The following is a 19,963-nucleotide window of genomic DNA, read 5'->3' on the forward strand; positions in this document are numbered from 1 at the left end:
TTTCGGTGTCAGCCAAGGAGGGCCGCATGCCGACGGTCGGCCTGCTCTACCCCGGCCACAGCGCCGAGGACGACTTCCCCGCACTCGAGGACCGGATCGCCGGGGCGGTGCGGCTGCCGGTGGTGATCACCTCCGTCGGTGAGGACGCCCACCGCGTCGACGCCCTGCTCGACCTCGGCAGCGACACCCGCCTGGCCGACGGCGCCGCGCAACTGGCGCCCGAGAACCCGGACGCGGTGATGTGGGCGTGCACCTCGGGCAGCTTCGTGTTCGGCGTGCAGGGCGCCCGCGACCAGGTGTCCGCGGTCGCCGCCGCCGCCGGGGTGCCTGCCTCCTCCACGTCCCTGGCGTTCGTCGACGCGCTGCGTCACCTCGGGATCGACAGGGTCGCCGTCGCGGCGTCCTACCCCGACGACGTCGCCCAGCACTTCGTCGGCTTCCTGTCCGCCGGCGGCGTGCAGGTGGTGTCGATGGGCAGCCACGGCATCTACACCGCCGCCGAGGTCGGCACGCTGGAACCCGGCCAGGTCGTCGCGATGGTCACCGCCGCCGACCACCCCGACGCCGAGGCGGTGCTGGTCCCCGACACCGCGATGCACACCCTCGCGATCATCGAGGACCTGGAGACCGCGGTCGGCAAGCCGGTGCTGACCGCCAACCAGGTCACGGTGTGGAAAGGCCTGGAACTGCTCGGGCCGGTGCCGGCCTTACCCGGGCTCGGCGCGCTGTTCGGGGGTGGCCGGTGACCAGCCACATCGGCCCGCTGGTGCAGGAGACGACGCCCAGCATCATCGCCGACAAGCTGCGGGCGGCGATCGGCCACGGCGAGCTGGAACCCGGCGCGCAGCTCGGCGAGGCGGAACTGGCGCGCCAGCTCGGGGTCAGCCGCGGTCCGCTGCGCGAGGGCATGCAGCGCCTCACCCAGGAGGGGCTGCTGGTCGCGATCCGCAACCGCGGCATCTTCGTCACCGAATTGACCCCCGACGACGTCCGCGACATGTACCTGGCCCGCGAGGCCGTCGAGCGCGCCGCCGCCCGCAAGATCCTCGGCGGCGCCTACGTCAAGGCGGGCGACGAGCTGCTGTTGATCGTCGACCAGATGGGCCGGGCCATCACCTCGGCGGAGGCCAGCGAGCTCGACATCGCCTTCCACGAGCGGCTCGTGGAGCTCTCCGGGAGCCCGCGGCTGGCGCGGATGCACCAGACGTTCATCACCGAGACGCGGATGTGCATCCACGCCCTGGCCGAGAGCTACGCCAAGTCCGACTACCGCGAGCAGGAGCACCGCATCCTGGCGTCGGCGATCCGCTCGGGCGACCGCGACCGCACCGACGAGCTGTTGGTGGCCCACATGGACGACGCGCTGGCCAGGCTGATCGACCAGGACGAGGCCGTATTCAGCCCATCTTGATGCCGATGTACTTCGTCTCCAGGAACTCGTCGATGCCCACCGACCCACCCTCTCGGCCCAGCCCCGAGGCCTTCACGCCGCCGAACGGCGCGGCCGGGTTGGACACCACGCCCTGGTTCAGGCCCACCATCCCGGTCTCCAACGCCTCGGCGACCCGCAGCGCCCGGCGCAGATTGTTGGTGAAAACGTAAGACACCAAACCGTATTCGGTGTCGTTGGCGGCCGCGACGGCCTCCTCCTCTGTCTCGAACGCGGTCAGCGGCGCGACGGGCCCGAAGATCTCCTGCGCGGACATCTGCGCGTCACGCGGCACACCGGTCAGCACCGTGGGCGGATAGAAGAACCCCGCACCGCCGGGCGCCGAGCCGCCGGTCAGGACGGAGGCGCCGCGGGCGACGGCGTCGTCGACCAGCGTCTGCACCTTGCGCAGGGCGGCGTCGTCGATCAGCGGACCGACCTTGACGCCGGCCTCGGTGCCCCGGCCGACGGGCAGCGCCGCCATCCGCTCGGCCAGCATGCGGCCGAACTCGTCGATGATCGACGAGTGGACGTAGATCCGGTTGGCCGCGGTGCACGCCTCCCCCATGTTGCGCATCTTGGCCGCCACCGCGCCCTCGACGGCCTCCTCGAGATCGGCGTCGTCGAACACCAGCAGCGGCGCGTTGCCGCCGAGTTCCATCGACGTGCGCAGGATCTTCTCCGCGCACTGCTCCAGCAGCAACCGGCCCACCTGGGTCGACCCGGTGAACGACAGCTTGCGGGCCAGCCCCGACCTGATCATCGGCTCCAGCACCCCGCCGGCGTCGGTGGTGGTGATGCAGTTGACGGCGCCGGCGGGCAGCCCGGCCTCGGTGAGGATGTCCATCAGCGCCAGCATCGACAGCGGCGTCTGCGGGGCCGGCTTGATGACGCTGGTGCACCCGGCGGCGATGGCCGGGCCGAGCTTGCGGGTGCCCATCGCCATCGGGAAGTTCCACGGCGTGATCAGCAGGCACGGCCCCACCGGCTGACGGGCGACCAGGAAGCGCGAGCCGCCGGCCGGCGCGGTCTGGTATCCGCCGTCGATCCGCTCCGCCTCGCCGGCGGAGTGCCGGAAGAACTCTGCGGCATAGGCGATCTCACCGCGGGCCTCGGCCAGCGGCTTGCCCATCTCCAGCGTCATCAGCAACGCCAGGTCGTCGATGCGCTCGTGCAGCAACCCGAACGCGCGGGTGAGAATGTCGGCGCGCTCCCGCGGCGGGGTGGCGGCGAAGCCCGGTTGCGCGGCGACCGCGGCGTCCAGCGCCGCCCGGCCCTCCTGCGGGGCGGCGTCGGCGACCGCGCACAGCGTCGCGCCCGAGGACGGGTCGAGCACCTCGGAGGTGCGCCCGCCGCTGGCGTCCACCCACGTGCCGTCGATGAACAGTCGCTTGTCGACGGCGTCGACGACCCGGGCTTCGTCGCAGGAGTCCACCGTCAGGACCGGCTCCCCGCCGTCTCGTACTCCAACTGCGGCGGCGCCTCCGGCGTGCCGGGGATCTCGGTGCCGTTGATCGGGCAGCGGGTGGTCTCGGGCACCCGCGACAGCGCGATCATCCCGACGACCACCGCGCCCATCATGTAGAACGCCGGCCACAGGTTGTTGCCGGACTCGGTGACCAGCCACTCGTTGACCGCAGGCGCGGTGCCGCCGAAGATCGACGTCGACACGTTGTAGGCGATCGCGAAGCCCGCGAAGCGCACCTGCGTCGGGAACATCGCCGGGAACATCGCCGAGATCGTCGCCAGCTGAGGCACATACAGCAGGCCCAGCACCGCGAAGCCGATGATCGCCCCCACCACACCGGTGGACATCAACATGAACATCGGGACCACCGCGACGAACAGACCGGCCAGCGACACCCACCACAGCGGTTTGCGGCCGACCCGGTCGGACAGGTGCCCGGCGAACGGCACGAACACCATCATCGCCAGCATGCCGATGATCGGCACCACCAGCGAGAAGTTGGTGGACAGCCCGATGGACTGCTCGAGGTAGGTCGGCATGTAGCTCAGCAGCGTGTAGTTCACGACGTTGAGCGCCACCACCAGGCCGACGAGCTTCAGGATCGGCGCCCAGTAACGGGTGATGAGGTCCTTGAACTCCGAACCGACGTTCTCCTCTTCCTTGCCCTGCGCCTCCAGTTCCCGGAACACCGGGGTGTCCTCGAGCCTGGTCCGAAGGTAGATGCCGACGATGCCGAGCGGCGCCGCGATCAGGAACGGCAGGCGCCAGCCCCAGCTGCCCATCTGGTCGTCGCTGAGCACCGCGGAGAACCCCAGCATCATCAGCGCGCCCGCGGAAAAGCCTGCCAGCGTGCCGAATTCGAGGAAGCTGCCCATGAAGCCGCGGCGGCGCGCCGGCGCGTACTCGGCCATGAAGGTGGCCGCCCCGCCGTACTCGCCGCCGGTGGAGAAGCCCTGGACCATCCGCAGGAACACCATCAGCACCGGCGCCCAGAACCCGATCGAGTCATACGACGGCACCAGGCCGACACAGAAGGTGGCGGTGGCCATCAGCACGATGGTGATCGCCAGGATCTGCCTGCGGCCGAGCCGGTCACCGAGCGGCCCCCAGACGAACCCGCCCAGGGGGCGCACCAGGAACGACACCGCGAAGGTCGTCAGGGCGAACAGCGTGGCTTCCGCGGTGTCGCCGGGGAAGATGGCCGCCGAGATGTAGGTGACGCCGTAGGCGTAGAGGCCGTAGTCGAACCACTCGGTGGCGTTGCCGATCGCCGACGCCGCGATGGCCTTCTTCAGTACCGCAGGTGACGGTTCCTCCTGGGTGGCGGCGGGTTCGTCGGGGCGGCTCATCGGGAGCTCCTCAAGTCGGGGACGGTGTCGGAAGGCTGCTCCACGCCGGCAACGATGCGTCACGCGGACCAATCAAGATCGGCTGCACCTGTCCCCCGTACCCAAGAAACGGGATTTCAAACGGTCGATCTCGGAGCCCCCCGACCCACGGGTGCTGCGACGGTAGGCTGACCATGTGCCGCTACCTGCTGATCCCAGCCCCACACTGCAGTCCTACGCCCACCCCGGACGGTTGGTCACCGCCGACTGGCTGTCCGGCAACCTCGGCCGCCCAGGCCTGGCCATCGTCGAGTCCGACGAGGACGTGCTGCTCTACGACACCGGCCACATCCCCGGCGCGGTCAAGATCGACTGGCACACCGACCTCAACGACCCGCACGTGCGTGACTACATCACCGGCGAGCAGTTCGCCGAGCTGATGAACCGCAAGGGCATCGCGCGTGACGACACCGTCGTCATCTACGGCGACAAGAGCAACTGGTGGGCCGCCTACGCGCTGTGGGTGTTCACGCTGTTCGGCCACCCCGACGTGCGCCTGCTCGACGGCGGACGCAACCTGTGGATCTCCGACGGTCGCGACACCACCCTGGACGTGCCGTCCAGGCAGACCACCGGCTACCCCGTCGTCGAGCGCGACGACGCCCCGATCCGCGCGTTCAAGGAGGACGTCCTGTCGGTACTGGGCAAGCGGCCGCTGATCGACGTGCGGTCCCCGCAGGAGTACACCGGCGAACGCACCCACATGCCCGATTACCCCGAGGAAGGCGCGCTGCGCGGCGGCCACATCCCGACCGCGGTGTCGATCCCGTGGGCCAAGGCCGCGCTGGACAACGGCAAGTTCCGCAGCCGCCCCGAACTCGAGGAGCTCTACGCCGACTTCCTCGATCCCGAGAACAAGACGGTGGTGTACTGCCGCATCGGCGAGCGTTCCAGCCACACCTGGTTCGTGCTGACCCACCTGCTCGGCCTGCCCGGCGTGCGTAACTACGACGGCTCCTGGACCGAGTGGGGCAACGCGGTGCGCGTCCCCGTCGCGGTGGGAGACGAGCCGGGCGAGGCGCCCTCGCCATGACCGGTATGCCGGCCGCACTGGCCGAGGTGGTGTCGGACTTCAAGGAGGTCGACGGCCAGGACAAGCTCGCCATGCTGCTCGAGTTCGCCAACGAACTCCCGGAACTGCCCGCCGACCTCGAAGAGGCGGCGATGGAGCCGGTGCCCGAATGCCAGTCGCCGCTGTTCCTGCACGTCGACGCCGAGGATCGCTCGCGGGTGCGGCTGTACTTCAGCGCGCCGGCCGAGGCCCCGACCACCCGTGGGTTCGCCGCGATCCTGGCTGCCGGCCTGGACCGGCAATCGGCCGCCGATATCCTCGCCGTCCCCGACGACTTCTACGGCGATCTGGGGCTGGCGGCGCTGATCAGCCCGTTGCGGCTGCGCGGCATGTCGGCGATGCTGTCCCGGATCAAGCGTCGTTTGCAGTAGAAGCGGCTCTGCGGTCGAAAGCCGTTGTTTTCTAAGGGCTTCCGAAGAGTGCGCCGACCACCGTGCGCTAGCTGTTAGGGTGCAGAACAACCAGGTGATCGACAGCGTTCTGACAGCGACTATTCAGGAGACTCACAGAAAATGGCCAAGACCACCGCAAGGCGCAATTGCTCCATGACGAAGATGGGCGTGGTCGGCGCGATTGCGACGGCGGCCTCGGCCGCCTTCATCGGCGTGAGCGCGGGAACCGCCAACGCCGAGGAGATCCGCTCCGACACGCGGGTGAGCAGCCGCCAGGCGGCGTCGACGACGAGCGGCGGGGTCCGGCACGACTCGACCTGGGGAGAAGTGCGCGGCGCCGACATCCTCGAAGTCCACGCCCAGGGCGATGTCACCGGATCGATGATCGCCGTGCCGAGCAGGCCTCAGGTTCCCCGTGCGGACAACTTCCGCAGCGGCTGGCACCACGGTATCCAGGGCGGCCTGCGCTGACCTCCTGCGTCGACCTCGCGCTGGACGGAATCGGCTCAGTCAGAAGCGAGATCGCGTCCCGCTTAGCCTGACCGTTTCCGCTGCAGGTGGCGGACCGGGAGGAATCTCGACAACGGAAACGACTTCGAGCGCGCCGTGGCAGGCCGCCCAGGTGGCGATGACGACGATCGCCGCGAGCCACCACCCTGCTGCGTGTCGTCCGGCGGGACAGTGGCTCGGCCCAAGAGTTGAAGCAGGTCGGCAGCGCTCACCGGCGGGCTGAAGTAGTGGCCTTGAACCGCGTCGCATCCATACGAGTCGAGCAGCGCCGCGGTCTCGGCGGTTTCGACGCCCTCGGCGACGGTGGTCAGGCGAAGAGTTTTCGATAAGGCAATCACGGCGCGCACAATCGCAGCCGCATCAGCATCCGCCGTTATCGGCGCGATGAACGAGCGGTCGAGTTTGACTTCGTCGATCGGCAGCTCCCGCAAGTAGGACAGAGCCGAGTACCCGCTGCCGAAGTCGTCGATCGCAATCCTGAAGCCGAGGTCGCGGAGGTCGACCAGCACAGCGCGGGCCCGTTCGAGGTTGCCCAGAACAAAGTCTTCGGTGATTTCGACGGCGAGGTCTGCCGGTGTCAGTTGATGACGGGTCACCGCGTCGACCATCCGGACCGGAAAATCCCGGTCGGCGAAGGTGGGTGGCGACAGGTTTACCGCCACCGGCACCGAATGTCCTCGAGTGCGCCACTGGCCGGCGTCGTCGAGGGCACGTTCCACGACGAACTCGGTCAGTGCGTACATCAGGCTGTTGCGCCGGGCCAGCGGCAAGAACTGGTCGGGATAGAGCAACCCCAGGCTGGGATGCGGCCAGCGGACCAACGCCTCGACCCCGACGATCTCACCGGTTGCCAACGAGAATTTCGGTTGGTAGTGCACGGCCAGTTCGGCGCGCTCGATCGCCCGACGTAGTTGAGCCAGCATCTCCAGCCCCGCGCGCGTGGGGCCATGCCCGTGCAATTCGGCGGTGTAGGCCATGGCGCTGGCGCGAGCTTCCTTGGCCCGGTACATGGCGATGTCGGCGTACCGCAACAGTGTTCCCAGGTCGCGGCCGTGCTCTGACGTGATGGCGATACCGATGCTGGCGTCGGCATGTACCTCCACTCCGTCGATGTCTACACCCACCCCGAGCGCTGCGATCAGCTCCGCTGCCGTCAGCTTCGCTTCGTCGGTGTCGGCACACGACACCAAGAGGGCGAACTCATCCCCGCCGAGGCGGCCCAGCAGGTCGTGCTCGTCGAGCGAACCGATCAGCCTGACGGCGACCAATCGGAGCAACTCGTCGCCGGCAGCGTGCCCGAGTGAATCGTTGACGTCTTTGAAGTGATCGAGATCAAGCAACAGAAGCGCGTGGGACTCGTCGCCGCCGGCACTTGCCGACAGGATTTCCGAGGCTCGCTCATAGAAGCCACGACGATTCAGCAAGGCCGTTAGATCGTCGGTGCGCGCTTGGTGTGCATGCTCGCTGGAATGCCGCGCTTCCAAGAACGCCACCGCGAGGCGACCCAGTGCCGCCAGCAGTGTCGCCACCGCAATCCAGCCGCCGACCGGCGCCATCGGGATGTACCGCGCCGCGGCCAACACGCTGATCGCTGCGCAGGCCGCCAACAGCGGCGCCGCCAACGGAGCCCACGTCGGAGGAGGCCGGGTGCTCGCACGGCGCCGATGCTGTCCGGGTGCTAGGGCGATCAGCATGGTGGCGATCACAGTTCCCACGTTGAACAGTCCATCCGGCTCCGACAGGTCGTGCGCCGCACCGATGACCGAATTCACCAACGCGAACAAGGCGAATCCTCCGGCCAGCCACCACATCGACGTCGGCGGTCGCCAGGAAAGCAGCGACACGGCGAACATCACCAACGTCAGAAGCAGCAGATCGGCCATCGGATACATGAGGGTGGCCGCCGCCCGAGCGACGCTTTCCCCGTGATCCGCCATCGATTGCGGGATGACGGCCGCCGCGCCGAGGGTCGCCGCCCCCAATGCGACCACCACGCCGTCCAGCGCCAGGCCCAGGGGCAGCCGCGGCACCCGAGGCCAAATCAACAGCACCAATCCGAGGTAGGCACAGGGATAGAAGGCAAGCCAGAGCGCGTGGGCCAGCAGCGGGATCGGCGCGGGCTCCAACGGTCGAAGAAACCACTGGTAGTAGGTGTTCGCCAGCCCGAGGAAGAACAGGCCCAACGCGATGATCCGCCAGGCTGCCCGGTCAGGCGAGGCCGCCGGTATCCGCACCAGACACAGCGCAGCGGCCGCGACGTAGGCCAGGTTCTGCCAAATCCCGTTCATCCACCACGAGGAACCCGGTTGCACACGCAGGTCAAAGATCGTGGACACCACGAATCCCGCGATCACCGCCAACAGGGCGGCCTGCAGTCGCCACCTCCGCGCCGGCTGGGCCGACAGACCGGCGGCGATGGTCATGGTAACCGCCACTGATTCGCCAAAAACGGCGTGATGTGTGTAAAACACGTGGCCTCACGCGATGTTTGAGCATCTACTTCCACGGACCGCCTCGGCCGAACGCGATTTCCCGGACAAATGCTCGCCGGCTTTGCCGACTCGTGTGGACCACTGCCGGAGCATCGCTTTGAAGTGCGGCGTTGCGCGTCCGATCGGCCGTGATGCCTTCCCTCACAGCGCAGCGACCGGAAACCCAGAGCAACTGCCATCGCTGAAATAGTCTGCCAGAATCCGACCACTCTTTTCGCATTTCGGCTAATCGGCACAGCAACCGCAACGCCGATATGAAAATTTGCTGAAATCGCTTCCCGTGTCGCACGAGCGCGTTCCGCACCGAGGTCATCGTCAGCACAGCGAGCGTTGAGCGAGCAGATCTCGTGGTGGTGGCAACGAGGATGTAGCGCAGCCCGATCGCCGCCGTGAGGTGACGGCCACGACGGCCTGACGCTGCCTGACGGTGAGTTACCGACGGGTAAGGGACCGGCTCGCCGACACTTGGATTGGGACGCTTAAACTTCCCGGGATACATTCTTAAAGACGCTCTTAGAGAACCATGCCATCAGGAGGCGCAGTGGCCAGTCACGCCAGCTCAAAGATCTCCAAGGTGCTCGTTGCCAACCGCGGGGAGATCGCGGTCCGGGTGATCCGGGCAGCCAAGGACGCAGGCCTTGCGAGCGTGGCGGTCTATGCCGAACCCGACGCCGACGCACCCCACGTGCGGCTCGCCGACGAGGCCTTCGCGCTCGGCGGCCAGACCTCCGCGGAGTCCTATCTGGTGTTCGAGAAGCTGCTCGACGCCGCCGCGAAGTCCGGAGCCAACGCGATCCACCCGGGTTACGGCTTCCTGTCCGAGAACGCCGACTTCGCCCAGGCCGTCATCGACGCCGGGCTGATCTGGATCGGGCCCAGCCCCCAGTCGATCCGCGACCTCGGCGACAAGGTCACCGCCCGCCACATCGCGGCCCGCGCGGAGGCCCCGCTGGTGCCGGGCACCGCCGAACCCGCCAAGGACGCCGACGAGGTCGTCGAGTTCGCCAAGGAGTTCGGCGTCCCGATCGCCATCAAGGCCGCGTTCGGCGGCGGCGGCCGCGGCATGAAGGTCGCCCGCAGCATCGAAGAGATCCCCGAACTGTTCGAGTCGGCCACCCGTGAGGCCGTCGCGGCGTTCGGCCGCGGCGAGTGCTTCGTCGAGCGCTACCTGGACAAGCCGCGCCACGTCGAGGCCCAGGTCATCGCCGACACCCACGGCAACGTCGTCGTCGCAGGCACCCGTGACTGCTCGTTGCAGCGCCGCTTCCAGAAGCTCGTCGAGGAGGCCCCGGCCCCCTTCCTGACCGACGCGCAGCGCAAGGAGATCCACGAGTCGGCCAAGCGCATCTGCAAGGAGGCCGGCTACTACGGCGCCGGAACCGTCGAGTACCTCGTCGGCCAGGACGGCCTGATCAGCTTCCTCGAGGTCAACACCCGCCTGCAGGTGGAGCACCCGGTCACCGAGGAGACCGCGGGAATCGACCTGGTGCGCCAGCAGTTCCGCATCGCCAACGGCGAGGCGCTCGACATCACCGAGGACCCGACGCCGCGCGGCCACTCCTTCGAGTTCCGCATCAACGGCGAGGACGCCGGCCGCGGCTTCCTGCCCGCCCCCGGCCCGGTCAGCAAGTTCGAACCCCCCACCGGCGCGGGCGTGCGCCTGGACTCCGGCGTCGAGACCGGATCGGTCATCGGCGGGCAGTTCGACTCGATGCTCGCCAAGCTGATCGTCACCGGCGCCACCCGCGACGAGGCCCTGGAGCGGTCGCGCCGCGCGCTGGCCGAGTTCAACATCGAGGGCCTCGCGACCGTCATCCCGTTCCACCGCGCCGTGGTCTCCGACCCCGCCTTCATCGGCAACGGCGAGGGCTTCGACGTGCACACCCGCTGGATCGAGACCGAGTGGGACAACACCGTCGAACCGTTCACCGGCGGCGACCCGATCGACGAGGAAGACACCATCCCGCGCCAGACCGTCGTGGTCGAGGTCGGCGGCCGTCGCCTCGAGGTGTCCCTGCCCGGCGACCTGGCCCTCGGCAACGGCGGCGGGGCCGCGTCCGGCGCGATCCGCAAGAAGCCCAAGCCGCGCAAGCGTGGTGGCGGCGGCGGCGCGGCGGCCTCCGGTGACGCGGTGACCGCCCCGATGCAGGGCACCGTCGTCAAGGTCGCCGTCGAGGAGGGTCAGACCGTCGCGGCGGGCGACCTCGTCGTGGTCCTGGAGGCCATGAAGATGGAGAACCCCGTCACCGCCCACAAGGACGGCGTCATCACCGGCCTGTCCGCCGAAGCCGGCGCGGCGATCACCCAGGGCACCGTGCTCTGCGAGATCAAGAGCGGCGAGTAGCCCCCCCTTTCCCCTTTTTCTCCCCCGCGAGCTCGCGTGTTTGCACGCGTCCGCGCGGCGTGTTGCGTACAAATGCGCAAGCTCGGCGGCGGCGAGCTCGGCGCCCGCGACAGCGTCAGATCCGTCCGACGCGCCGTAAGCCCTCGACGGTGTCGGCGAGCGTCTCGGCCGGGTCGCGCTGCGTGACCCCGAGATCGCGCTCGCTCGGGGTGTCGTCCGACGGCGGCATCTGCGTGTAGTACTGCATCGCCGCGGAGTTGATCGGCGTCTCGAACGGCAGGTAGGCACCGACCGTGTCGAACAGCGCGCCCACCCCCCGCAGCGCGGTGTCCGGCACCGGGAACACCGCCAGCGACCGATCGGCCGCGGCGCCGATCAGCGACGCCAACTGATCGACCGGGATCCGACGACCGCCCGCCATGTACCGGCGCGGCCCCTTCCCCGGCTCCAGCAGCGCGACGTGCAGGTCGGCGAGATCGCGGACGTCGATGACGATCCACGCCGCGCTGCGTCCCGGGACACCGCGCATCTTGATCGCCGCCTCGACACCCTCGGCCGCCTCGCCGAACTGTTCACCGGCGGGCGGTCCCAGCACCATGCCGGGATAGGTGATGTCGACGGGTGCGCCGGCGTCCTGCAGGCCGCGGGCGTAGGCCTCGACGACGGCCTTGGACTTGCCGTAGCCGTCGCTGCCCCCGACCACCGGCAGGTCGGCGTGCAGCACCTCGAGGTCGGGGCGGAACAGCGCGGTGAAGCTCGACACGTGAACGATCGGATCCAGCCCGGCCTTCGCGGCCGCACCGAGCACGTTGCGGGCACCCTCGAGGTTGGTGTGCAGCATCTCGTCGGCACGGCTGGGGTCGGTGGAAACCATTGCCGCGCAATGGATGACCGCATCACAGCCGTCGAGGGCCTGCGTGGCCGACCCGGCATCGGCGATGTCGCCGAGGACATGGTCGTCGACGTCGACCCCGATGCTGCCAGCGCTGGCCGCCAACCGCTCCGCGCTGCGCACCAGGAACCGGACCTGATGACCCTTGTCCTGGACGGCCTTGGCGGTCCACGCGCCGACGAAACCGGTGCCGCCCGTGATCAGTACCTTCATCTGTCCTTCCGGTGGCTGCGGCCCGTCGCCGTCCTCGGTCGCCACCGTACCCACTCGGCGGGTACTGAAACCGCACCAGATCCGTCCGCGAAAACCGTCCGCGACCGAACTCGACGGGGGGTAGGATTTGCCCCTACTGGGTACACCCATTTGCTGAGGGGTGGAGACGGCCTCGTTCTCCCGGCACCGCCGGCGGGAGCGGGGCCGTCCCCTTTCCGCAACCAGATGGCAAGCTGAGCGGGTGGAACCCGTCGAGATCAACGCCGGCGCCTGGTACCTGCGAGCCATGCGCTCCGATGACCGCGTCGACGACCGACCCGCCCTGGCCGACCTCGGTGAGCACCGCCCCGACTACGTCGCGCACCGTGCGGCCCAGTGGGATTCTGCGGAATCGTGCTCGTGGGCGGTTTGCGAGCCGACGACCGGTGAGTTGCTCGCCGAGGTGGTACTGAATCCGTCGACCGGAGCGGTCAGCACGCGCGCTCGCCCCGGCCACGAGCAGGCTGCCGTGACCGGGGCGGAGGCGGTACAGCGCTTCGCGGACGCCGTGTTCGGCGGGTAGGTCAGCGGCTCTGGTGCACGGTGGTGTCGACGTGCGGGGCATGAGCCTGGGTCGGCCAGTAGTACAGGCCGTGCCGCATCGGATAGATCATCTGCTGGTGCGCATGGATGTCCGGGGTGGCGACGATGCCGCCGTTGTTGTCGACCGAGACCGCGGCACCGGCCGTGCCTGCCAGGCCCAGGGCGGCGCCACCGATGATGCCGGCGGACACGATGGGCAGTGCGATGAGGCGGGCAATTCGGGTCATGATGTTATCTCCTTGCGGTCGTTGACTTTTCGTCTGTCCCGGTGGTGTTCCGGTGATGAGATAACTCTCCCGCACCCGGGCGGGTCCGTCTGTAGGGCGATCGGTCCATGAACCGGTGGAATCCCCGTTCCCCCAATCGGGGGACATCGGGGGTCAGCGTTCGTCGACGTCGAGTCCCGAGCCCAGATCCGCGCAGTCGACGACGACGACGTCGTCACGAACCCGTAAGAACGGTCCGGCGCCCTCGTCCCCGGTGAGCGCGTCGAGCACCTGCGGCCAGTGCCTGCGCGCGATCACCACCGGGTGTCCGGGCCGTTCGCCGTAGCGGGCGCGGGCCAGGCCGGACTCCGACGCGCGCGCGGCAGCCAGCACCCGCGCTACCGCCGCGGCCCCGACATCGGGGGTGTCGACGGTGGTCAGCACCGCGAACTCGGCATCGTCGCGCAGCGCGAGCAAACCCGCCCGCACCGAGGCGCTAACGCCCTGCGCCCACTCTTCGGCGACGACCGCACGGGCCGGCGAAGGCACGTCCACCACCGCCGCGCCCAGCACCACCACCACGTCACCGCAGCCGCCGTCGCGCAACGCCGCGACGCCGCGGCGCAACCACTCGCCACCGTCGGCAAGCACCTTCGGCATTCCGTATCGGGTGCCCGCACCGGCGGCCAGCAGCACCCCGGAGACCGAAAAATTCTGTGCCACAGCCGTACTCGTTTCTCATTGACAAATTTGTCAATGCTCAGCTGAGTATTTGTTAATAGCGTCTAGCTTTCATTGTCCAAGATCGCCCCGGTGGCGTAGGGTTCAACGCAGGGGTTGAATTCGCAGCCTTTCTGGAGACGTCATCGTCACGCGGACCGTCGTCCGTGCCGGCTTTGAGACCAAGGGCCCACCTTGACGTGATCCACAGTCCGAATCACGCATTCCGACTAATGGAGTCACCATGCCTCAAGTTTTTGATACCGAACCCACCACAGAACGCCTCGACTGCCACACCGCACAGTTCGAGATCCACTGGCCGGAGAAGACGACCGCGGTCGTCGCCGTCCGCGGGGAACTCGACGCCGCCAACGGCACGCAGTTCGTCGAGTTCGCGCTCCGCAACTGCGAGGACACGGACCGGCTGGTCATCGACCTTTCCGGGTTGACGTTCTTCGCGACCGCGGGCTTCACCGCGCTGCACACCCTCAACGTCCAGTGCGTCGGCGAGGAAATCCGCTGGGCACTCGTTCCGAGCGCCGCCGTCGTGCGACTGCTGCGGATCTGCGACCCGGATTCGGCATTGCCGATCTGCTCCGACGTCGGCGATGCGCTGACGACGGTGCACAACGAGCCGCCGCGGCTACTCCAGCTGGTCCCGGAGCCTAGCTAGCGACTTGGCCAGCAGCCGGGACACGTGCATCTGCGAGATGCCGACCCGCTCGGCGATCTGCGTCTGCGTCATCGACTCGAAGAACCGCAGCACCAGCACGGTGCGCTCGCGTTCCGGCAGTGCCGCCAGCAGCGGTCGCAGCGACTCGCGGTTCTCGATCTGATCGAGGCTGGTGTCGACGTCACCGAGCGTGTCGGCGATCGCAGGCGCGTCCTCGCTGCCGCTGCCTCCGCTGTCGATGGACAGTGTGTTGTAGGAGCTGCCCGCGACGAGGCCTTCGACTACCTCGTCGCGGTCCATCTCCAGCTCGGCGGCCAGCTCGCTGGGCGTCGGCGCGCGACCCAGGCGCTGTGACAGGTCGGCGGTCGCCGCGCCGAGGCGCAGATGCAGTTCCTTGAGTCGCCGCGGCACCTTGACCGACCAGCTGTTGTCGCGGAAATGCCTGCGGACCTCACCCATGATGGTCGGCACCGCGAACGACACGAAGTCCGATCCGGCGGTGACGTCGAACCGGATCACGGCGTTCACCAGACCCACCCGGGCGACCTGGACCAGATCGTCGCGTGGTTCACCGCGGCCGTCGAAACGGCGGGCGATGTGGTCGGCCAGCGGCAGGCACCGCTGCACGATGTTGTCACGCTGCCGCTGAAATGCCGCCGACCCCTCTTCGAGCTCAGCCAACTCGCGGAACATGTCTGCCACGTCCGCATATTCAGAGCTCGACCGAGATGACGAGCCCTGTGAAGGCGATCGAGTCACCGCAGCGAACTCGCTCGCCTCGTCGTCATCGTGATCCCGAACTGCTGGCTGTCACCGGCCGACTGACCGTTGGAGAAGGTGGTGACCTCGTCGGTCAGCGACGTCAGCACATGCCAGCTGAAGCTTCCGGGCGCCAGGATGTCGGGGCCGTCGCAGGTCGTCGAGGCCTGCACGACCAGGGACTCGGGCTGCGGGTCGATGACGAGCAGCAGCGTCGCGTCCGGCACGGCCGACCTGATCAGCCGGGTACAGGCCTCGTCCACCGCCAGCCGAAGATCGGCGACGGCGTCGAAGTCGAGGTCCTCGAACGTGCCGATGGCCGCCACCACCGTGCGAAGTACCGCGAGATTCTCCAGCGTGGCGGCCACGCGGAGCTCTACTGACTGGGCACTGTGACGATGCCCGTTGATCTGGCTCGCGTCGGCCATCTGACCTCCTGGAAACTTGAAAGCGAGATTACCCCAGGCTGAACCCCGGTTATTCATGGGCGCGCAGGGCATCGGTGGACAACGTTAGGCGTCGACCCAAGTCGGGTAACCGCCGGTCATGGAGGAGATCAAGCCGTCGACCGGCGCCGATCCGAAAGACAAGCCGCTGCGACGCGTGCTGGTGATCACCGGCCTCGTGCTGGCCGCGCTGATCGTGATCGCGGCCGCCATCTATGCGGGCGCTTTCCTGATTCTCGCGCCGATGATGCAGTGAGCCCGCGGGCGTGGCTCTCGCTCGGAATGTCCTCATGGTTCGGGTGCAATACCCCGTTGCCGGTACACCCCAAACTTGCTGCTTGACCGGCGGGAATTACGTTGCCGCTGAATACCGTTCAGTGAGACCCACGTCACCCGTTTAGCCGTCGGCCCATCCGGGAAGTCTGGCTGTGCACCCAAGAGGTGGGTGAAATCAGGCTTATCCACCCAAATCGAAAGGTAAAGCATGGCTGACAGCAACAGTGGACCCGCAGAAGGCGTCAAGGGCGTCGTCGAGGACGTCAAGGGCAAGGCCAAGGAGACCGTCGGCACCGTCACCGGTCGCGACGACATGATCCGCGAGGGCAAGGCCCAGCAGGACAAGGCCGATGCTCAGCGCGACGTCGCCGAGAAGGAAGCCGAGGCCGAGTCGGCCCGCGCCGGCGCGAAGGCAGCCGAGAAGCGCCAGGAATCCAACCAGTAAGAGTTTCGTTGCGATGGGCCCAGCCGGTTCGGCTGGGCCCATTGTCATGGGTGGGGCCCGGCGTTGCGCGGCCGGGGTCGCCGAGGTTGCGTCCAGGGCTGTGGCGGGGCCGCGATCACGACCGTCTGCGCAATGTCGGCGTGTAGCCGCGTCGCTGAAAGGCTTGCTGCACGCGGTGTTTGATGAAGTCACTGGTGTGCTCCTTGACGACCCGCAGGTCGAACCAGCCACACCGTTCGATCAACTCGGCGCGGCCGATGTCGCCGACGTACGTCGTGCGGTCCTCGGCGTGATGTGCGCCCTCATAATCGAGGCCCACCATCGGCTCGTCATAGCCCATGTCGATGTAGGCGACGTTGCGGTCTTCGCACACCTTGATCTGTGTCCTGACCGGGTCAGTCCACTCGTCGACGAGCAACAACCGCAGCGACGTCTCCCTCGGCGACTGGGAACCGCCGTCCATCAGGCTCAGTGCCGTGACCGCGGACCGCAGACCGCGCGCTCCCGGGTACCGCTGGGCCACGGTCAGCACGTCGACGGCCTTCACCTCCGTCGCCGGGGCGAGGGCATCGAGATGGCTAACGGCCCTGTTCCGCGGCAGATGCCTGGCGAGGTCCAGCGCTGTTCGTTCGGGGGTCGTCACCAGCAGACCGGCAATCTGGGTGACCTCGTCGGCGGCGATTCTCTCGTTGCGGGCGATCACTCCCGGCGGCGGACGCCCGCATTTCCAGATCATCTCGATCGGCACGCGATCATCGACCCACCGCGCGCCGTGCAACGCGGCAGCCGCACGGCCGGTGACGATGCCGTTTCGTCGGGTCCACAGCCACGCCCCGATGGTGCGGACCCGTAGAGAGGCCGGGGCAGAGGTGTACACGTCGGGATAGAGGCGGCGGTAGTTCCACCGCAACGTCGCGCGGGTCAGCGCGCCCCTGGCCAGTGCTTCACTGCCGATGAATACCGGTGGCATGCCGCGATGCTGACCGCTGACGCCGACAAAACAGCGGCCTGACGCCCAGATTGCCGCCACGGCTGTGGACAACTCGCGCTCCACGACCCTGAGCGCAATGTCGCGCAGAGCGCCGCCCGGCGGCTCAGCTCAGGGCGTCGATCAGTTCACCGACGGTGTGTGCGGACTCCAACGGATGCCGGAGGCGTCCCGAGGGATTCACCGCGTAGAGGTTGCGCCGGCCCACCTTCGTCTTCTCCAGGTAATCGTCGGCGATCAGATCCGCGAGAATGGCCTGCACCGAGCGTTCGGTGATGCCGATCCGGATGCTGAGTTCGCGCGCGGTCAGCGAGTCCCCCTGCGCCAGGCACAACAGCACGTGGGCGTGATTGGTCAGGAACGTCCAGTTGCGCGGCTGATCATCCGCCGCGTTCTTGGACGTCCGTCTCGAGGTCACCATCGCCGGTATCTTACTGCGCGATTCGCGTAATGTGATTCGTCAATCGGTGCGTACCTCTCGTGGCCGGTCGCCCTCGTCGACGGCCGCTGCGGCGTCGGCGGACCTCGTGGCGAGCAGACTCCACACGATGGACACGGTGAGGGTCACGACGATGACACCCAGCGTCACGGGGATCGGCAGCTTGCCGACCGGTGTCTCCGACAGGATGAGCTTGAGTCCGGCGAATGCGAGCAGGAACGCCAGCCCGTAGTGCAGGTGGGTGAACCGGCGCAGCAGTCCGGACAGACAGAAGTAGAGGCTGCGCAGTCCGAGCACCGCGAAGGCGTTGGCGGTCCAGACGATGAACGTGCTGGTGGTGATTGCCAGTACCGCCGCCACCGAGTCGATCGCGAAGATCAGATCGGTCGCCTCGATAGCGATCAGCACGACGAACAGCAGCGTGGCGACTCGCTTGCCCTTGACCCGGGTGAAGAGCCGATCGCCGTGATAGTTCGGGTCGATCGGAACCACCCGCCGAACCAGTCGCACGAGCAGGTTCTCGTCCGGCTGCAGCTCCTTGTCGTGCTGGAAGGCCATCTTGTAGGCGGTATAGAGCAGGAACGCACCGAAGGTGTAAGCGGTCCAGAAGAACGCGGCCAACAACTCGGCCCCGACGAAGATGAACACCAGCCGGAACAGCAATGCACCGACGACGCCCCAGAACAGCACCTTGTGTTGGTAGCGATCGGGAACCGAGAAATAGGTGAAGATCAGGGCGAAGACGAAGACGTTGTCGACCGACAGCGCTTTCTCGATCAGATATCCGGCGTAATAGGTTCCGGCGACGTCGCCGCCGTAGGCCCACCAGACGATCACACCGAAGCCCAACCCCGCGGCGATCCAGATCGCGGACCAGACAGCGGCTTCGCGGAACCCAATCACGTGGTTGTCGCGGTGCATGAAGAGGTCCACCGCCAGCATGACGGCGATCGCAGCGCTCAGCGCGACCCAGCCCCACAACGGGACGACTACAACATCGGTAGCATCGGTTACCACTTCTGTTCCCCTCGGTTCACGAACACCATGGACCCGGCAGGCATCAGCCGTTGCCGGGTACTCCCGCCCCGAGTCGGATGTCACGCGCCCCCGGAACCATGCGCATCAGCGCCACAGCGATGCGGCGTTCCGCATCACCGTCGAACACGCCGGCGACGGTGATCTCGCCCTGGCGTACCTGAGCGACCCACCTCCGTCTGCCGGTGTAGTCGTCGAGCAGTTTCTGCGCACCTACCGCAACGACCTCGTCGCTGGTCAAGTCGAGTCGCAACAGGTCGCCGCGGCTGACGATGCCCAACACGCGGCCCTCGCCGTCGACGACCGGGATGCTGCGAATCCCCCGGCCCACCAGCAGGCGGCCGATCTCGTCGATATGCGAGGTGATGTCGACGGTCAGCGCAGGTGTCGTCATCGCCGCACGAGCCGTGTCCTCGGCCACGGAACCCGCTCGCAGAACGTCACCGCCAGACAGCATCCCGAGGAGCACGCCCGACTCGTCGACGACCGGAAGCCCGGCAAAGCCGTAAGCGGCAAGCACCACCCCGGCTTCGCGTAGCGGCGTCGAGCCCTGCACCGACACCACCGGCCGACTCATGACATCTCCAGCACGCAACATCCTGGCCTCCTGACCGCCCCACGCAATTAGACGAAGCCTAACACACGAAATATTATTCGTTAAAGTTGGTTCGCATGGTCGCGGTTGCCGGGTCCGCCCGGTACGTCAGCGCCCTAGTGCTTCAGATGAAGTTCCGCGCTCGAAAGGGATGCGCCCACGTCCGACTGCGGGCGTGCATCAGAGCGAGGGCACACTCACCACGGCGCTCAGCACCATCAGCGCCAGCAGCAGCGAACCCGTGCCCAGCCACGCCCACCACGCGGTCCGGTCCCGGGGGATGCGATAGGTGCGTGCCAGCGACCACACCCCGCCGGCCAGCAGGATCGCCGGCGCACCCAACGCCAGCGCCGCTCGCTGCGGCGCCCCGCACGCCAACGCGTCGGCGGTCGAACCGGTGCACGTGCCGACCCAGACGGCCGCGGTGAGAAGGAAGAGCAGGCCGGCCGCGGCGAACCCCGCGCCGGTACGGACGGCGTCGCGCACGCCGGCGTCGTCGTACTCGGCGCCGCGGCGCAAATCGCGGGTGTCATGGGACACGTCCGACATGGCTGGTTCTCCTGGATCCGCTGATAGAGCCATTGTTCTGGTTTGCGGGG

At 67.9% G+C, this 19,963-nt stretch carries 23 protein-coding genes; 10 read left to right on the plus strand and 13 right to left on the minus strand.

Translation table 11 applies throughout. The annotated features are described in order from the left end of the window. Positions 1-26 precede the first annotated feature (26 nt). Positions 27-746 (plus strand): maleate cis-trans isomerase family protein, encoded by a 720-nt coding sequence (locus H7I57_RS01120; protein ID WP_264021393.1) that lies wholly within the window; start codon positions 27-29, stop codon positions 744-746. Next, positions 743-1,411, plus strand: a complete 669-nt coding sequence (locus H7I57_RS01125) for a GntR family transcriptional regulator (protein WP_264021394.1) — start codon at positions 743-745, stop codon at positions 1,409-1,411. The genes H7I57_RS01120 and H7I57_RS01125 overlap by 4 nt, the downstream gene beginning before the upstream one ends. Here the strand turns inward: H7I57_RS01125 and H7I57_RS01130 are convergent. Both H7I57_RS01130 and H7I57_RS01135 read right to left on the minus strand, forming a co-directional pair. Next, positions 1,398-2,864 (minus strand): NAD-dependent succinate-semialdehyde dehydrogenase, encoded by a 1,467-nt coding sequence (locus H7I57_RS01130; RefSeq protein ID WP_264021395.1) that lies wholly within the window; start codon positions 2,862-2,864, stop codon positions 1,398-1,400. The two genes, H7I57_RS01125 and H7I57_RS01130, sit on opposite strands and share 14 nt — an antisense overlap. A gap of 2 nt (positions 2,865-2,866) precedes the next feature. Then, positions 2,867-4,246, minus strand: a complete 1,380-nt coding sequence (locus H7I57_RS01135) for an MFS transporter (RefSeq protein WP_264021397.1) — start codon at positions 4,244-4,246, stop codon at positions 2,867-2,869. Between the two features lie 175 nt (positions 4,247-4,421). On the opposite strand from H7I57_RS01135, the gene H7I57_RS01140 reads away from it, so the two are divergent. From H7I57_RS01140 to H7I57_RS01150, 3 genes are all read left to right on the plus strand, one after another. Then, the gene (locus tag H7I57_RS01140) at positions 4,422-5,318 is read left to right on the plus strand and encodes a sulfurtransferase (RefSeq protein WP_264021398.1); all 897 of its coding nucleotides are present in this window, start codon (positions 4,422-4,424) and stop codon (positions 5,316-5,318) included. After that, positions 5,315-5,728, plus strand: coding sequence for a SufE family protein (locus H7I57_RS01145; RefSeq protein WP_264021399.1), 414 nt, complete (start codon positions 5,315-5,317; stop codon positions 5,726-5,728). Before H7I57_RS01140 ends, H7I57_RS01145 begins: the two co-directional genes overlap by 4 nt. A 141-nt stretch (positions 5,729-5,869) precedes the next feature. Next, positions 5,870-6,220: a hypothetical protein gene (locus H7I57_RS01150; RefSeq protein ID WP_264021400.1), complete on the plus strand. Its 351-nt coding sequence runs from the start codon at positions 5,870-5,872 to the stop codon at positions 6,218-6,220. A gap of 62 nt (positions 6,221-6,282) precedes the next feature. On the opposite strand, the gene H7I57_RS01155 is transcribed toward H7I57_RS01150, so the two are convergent. Continuing rightward, on the minus strand, positions 6,283-8,682 hold the full coding sequence (locus H7I57_RS01155; protein WP_264021401.1) for a putative bifunctional diguanylate cyclase/phosphodiesterase: 2,400 nt from the start codon (positions 8,680-8,682) through the stop codon (positions 6,283-6,285). A gap of 610 nt (positions 8,683-9,292) precedes the next feature. Here H7I57_RS01155 and H7I57_RS01160 point away from each other — a divergent pair. Further along, complete coding sequence (locus tag H7I57_RS01160) at positions 9,293-11,095, plus strand: acetyl/propionyl/methylcrotonyl-CoA carboxylase subunit alpha (protein WP_264021402.1); 1,803 nt, start codon at positions 9,293-9,295, stop codon at positions 11,093-11,095. A gap of 115 nt (positions 11,096-11,210) precedes the next feature. Here the strand turns inward: H7I57_RS01160 and H7I57_RS01165 are convergent, their stop codons facing one another. Next, entirely contained in the window at positions 11,211-12,200 is a 990-nt protein-coding gene (locus tag H7I57_RS01165) for an NAD-dependent epimerase/dehydratase family protein (RefSeq protein WP_264021447.1), read from the minus strand. Between the two features lie 241 nt (positions 12,201-12,441). Here H7I57_RS01165 and H7I57_RS01170 point away from each other — a divergent pair, with 241 nt between their 5' ends. After that, complete coding sequence (locus H7I57_RS01170) at positions 12,442-12,762, plus strand: hypothetical protein (protein WP_264021403.1); 321 nt, start codon at positions 12,442-12,444, stop codon at positions 12,760-12,762. Position 12,763: 1 nt separating this feature from the next. Here H7I57_RS01170 and H7I57_RS01175 read toward each other — a convergent pair whose 3' ends face one another. Both H7I57_RS01175 and H7I57_RS01180 read right to left on the minus strand, forming a co-directional pair. Continuing rightward, positions 12,764-13,009 carry a hypothetical protein gene (locus H7I57_RS01175; protein WP_264021404.1) on the minus strand — a complete coding sequence of 82 codons (246 nt, stop codon included), beginning with the start codon at positions 13,007-13,009 and terminating at the stop codon, positions 12,764-12,766. A 153-nt stretch (positions 13,010-13,162) separates the two neighbouring features. Continuing rightward, entirely contained in the window at positions 13,163-13,711 is a 549-nt protein-coding gene (locus H7I57_RS01180; RefSeq protein WP_264021405.1) for a nucleotidyltransferase family protein, read from the minus strand. A 241-nt stretch (positions 13,712-13,952) separates the two neighbouring features. Here H7I57_RS01180 and H7I57_RS01185 point away from each other — a divergent pair, with 241 nt between their 5' ends. Further along, positions 13,953-14,381 (plus strand): STAS domain-containing protein, encoded by a 429-nt coding sequence (locus H7I57_RS01185; RefSeq protein ID WP_264021406.1) that lies wholly within the window; start codon positions 13,953-13,955, stop codon positions 14,379-14,381. On the opposite strand, the gene H7I57_RS01190 is transcribed toward H7I57_RS01185, so the two are convergent. Together H7I57_RS01190 and H7I57_RS01195 are read right to left on the minus strand one after the other, a co-directional pair. Further along, positions 14,352-15,074 (minus strand): RNA polymerase sigma factor SigF, encoded by a 723-nt coding sequence (locus tag H7I57_RS01190; protein ID WP_275080747.1) that lies wholly within the window; start codon positions 15,072-15,074, stop codon positions 14,352-14,354. The genes H7I57_RS01185 and H7I57_RS01190 overlap by 30 nt on opposite strands. A gap of 62 nt (positions 15,075-15,136) precedes the next feature. Then, positions 15,137-15,568 (minus strand): ATP-binding protein, encoded by a 432-nt coding sequence (locus tag H7I57_RS01195; protein WP_264021410.1) that lies wholly within the window; start codon positions 15,566-15,568, stop codon positions 15,137-15,139. 118 nt (positions 15,569-15,686) lie between these two features. Between H7I57_RS01195 and H7I57_RS01200 the strand changes: the two genes are divergently transcribed. Together H7I57_RS01200 and mbp1 are read left to right on the plus strand one after the other, a co-directional pair. Next, positions 15,687-15,842: a hypothetical protein gene (locus H7I57_RS01200; RefSeq protein ID WP_264021411.1), complete on the plus strand. Its 156-nt coding sequence runs from the start codon at positions 15,687-15,689 to the stop codon at positions 15,840-15,842. Between the two features lie 228 nt (positions 15,843-16,070). After that, positions 16,071-16,307 carry a microaggregate-binding protein 1 gene (gene mbp1 / locus H7I57_RS01205; protein ID WP_264021412.1) on the plus strand — a complete coding sequence of 79 codons (237 nt, stop codon included), beginning with the start codon at positions 16,071-16,073 and terminating at the stop codon, positions 16,305-16,307. Between the two features lie 115 nt (positions 16,308-16,422). Here mbp1 and H7I57_RS01210 read toward each other — a convergent pair whose 3' ends face one another. The 5 genes from H7I57_RS01210 to H7I57_RS01230 all read right to left on the minus strand — a co-directional run bounded on the left by H7I57_RS01210 (position 16,423) and on the right by H7I57_RS01230 (position 19,913). Then, positions 16,423-17,277, minus strand: a complete 855-nt coding sequence (locus H7I57_RS01210; protein WP_264021414.1) for a type IV toxin-antitoxin system AbiEi family antitoxin — start codon at positions 17,275-17,277, stop codon at positions 16,423-16,425. Between the two features lie 124 nt (positions 17,278-17,401). Then, entirely contained in the window at positions 17,402-17,716 is a 315-nt protein-coding gene (locus H7I57_RS01215; RefSeq protein WP_264021415.1) for a helix-turn-helix transcriptional regulator, read from the minus strand. Positions 17,717-17,755: 39 nt separating this feature from the next. Continuing rightward, a complete protein-coding gene (locus H7I57_RS01220; protein WP_264021416.1) occupies positions 17,756-18,751 on the minus strand; it encodes a TerC family protein in 996 nt (331 codons plus the stop codon). 43 nt (positions 18,752-18,794) lie between these two features. After that, a complete protein-coding gene (locus tag H7I57_RS01225; RefSeq protein ID WP_264021417.1) occupies positions 18,795-19,346 on the minus strand; it encodes a CBS domain-containing protein in 552 nt (183 codons plus the stop codon). 198 nt (positions 19,347-19,544) lie between these two features. Continuing rightward, complete coding sequence (locus tag H7I57_RS01230) at positions 19,545-19,913, minus strand: hypothetical protein (RefSeq protein ID WP_264021418.1); 369 nt, start codon at positions 19,911-19,913, stop codon at positions 19,545-19,547. Between the last annotated feature and the right edge of the window lie 50 nt (positions 19,914-19,963).

It is taken from the genome of Mycolicibacterium pyrenivorans, assembly GCF_025821625.1.
GTDB classification, from domain to species: domain Bacteria; phylum Actinomycetota; class Actinomycetes; order Mycobacteriales; family Mycobacteriaceae; genus Mycobacterium; species Mycobacterium pyrenivorans.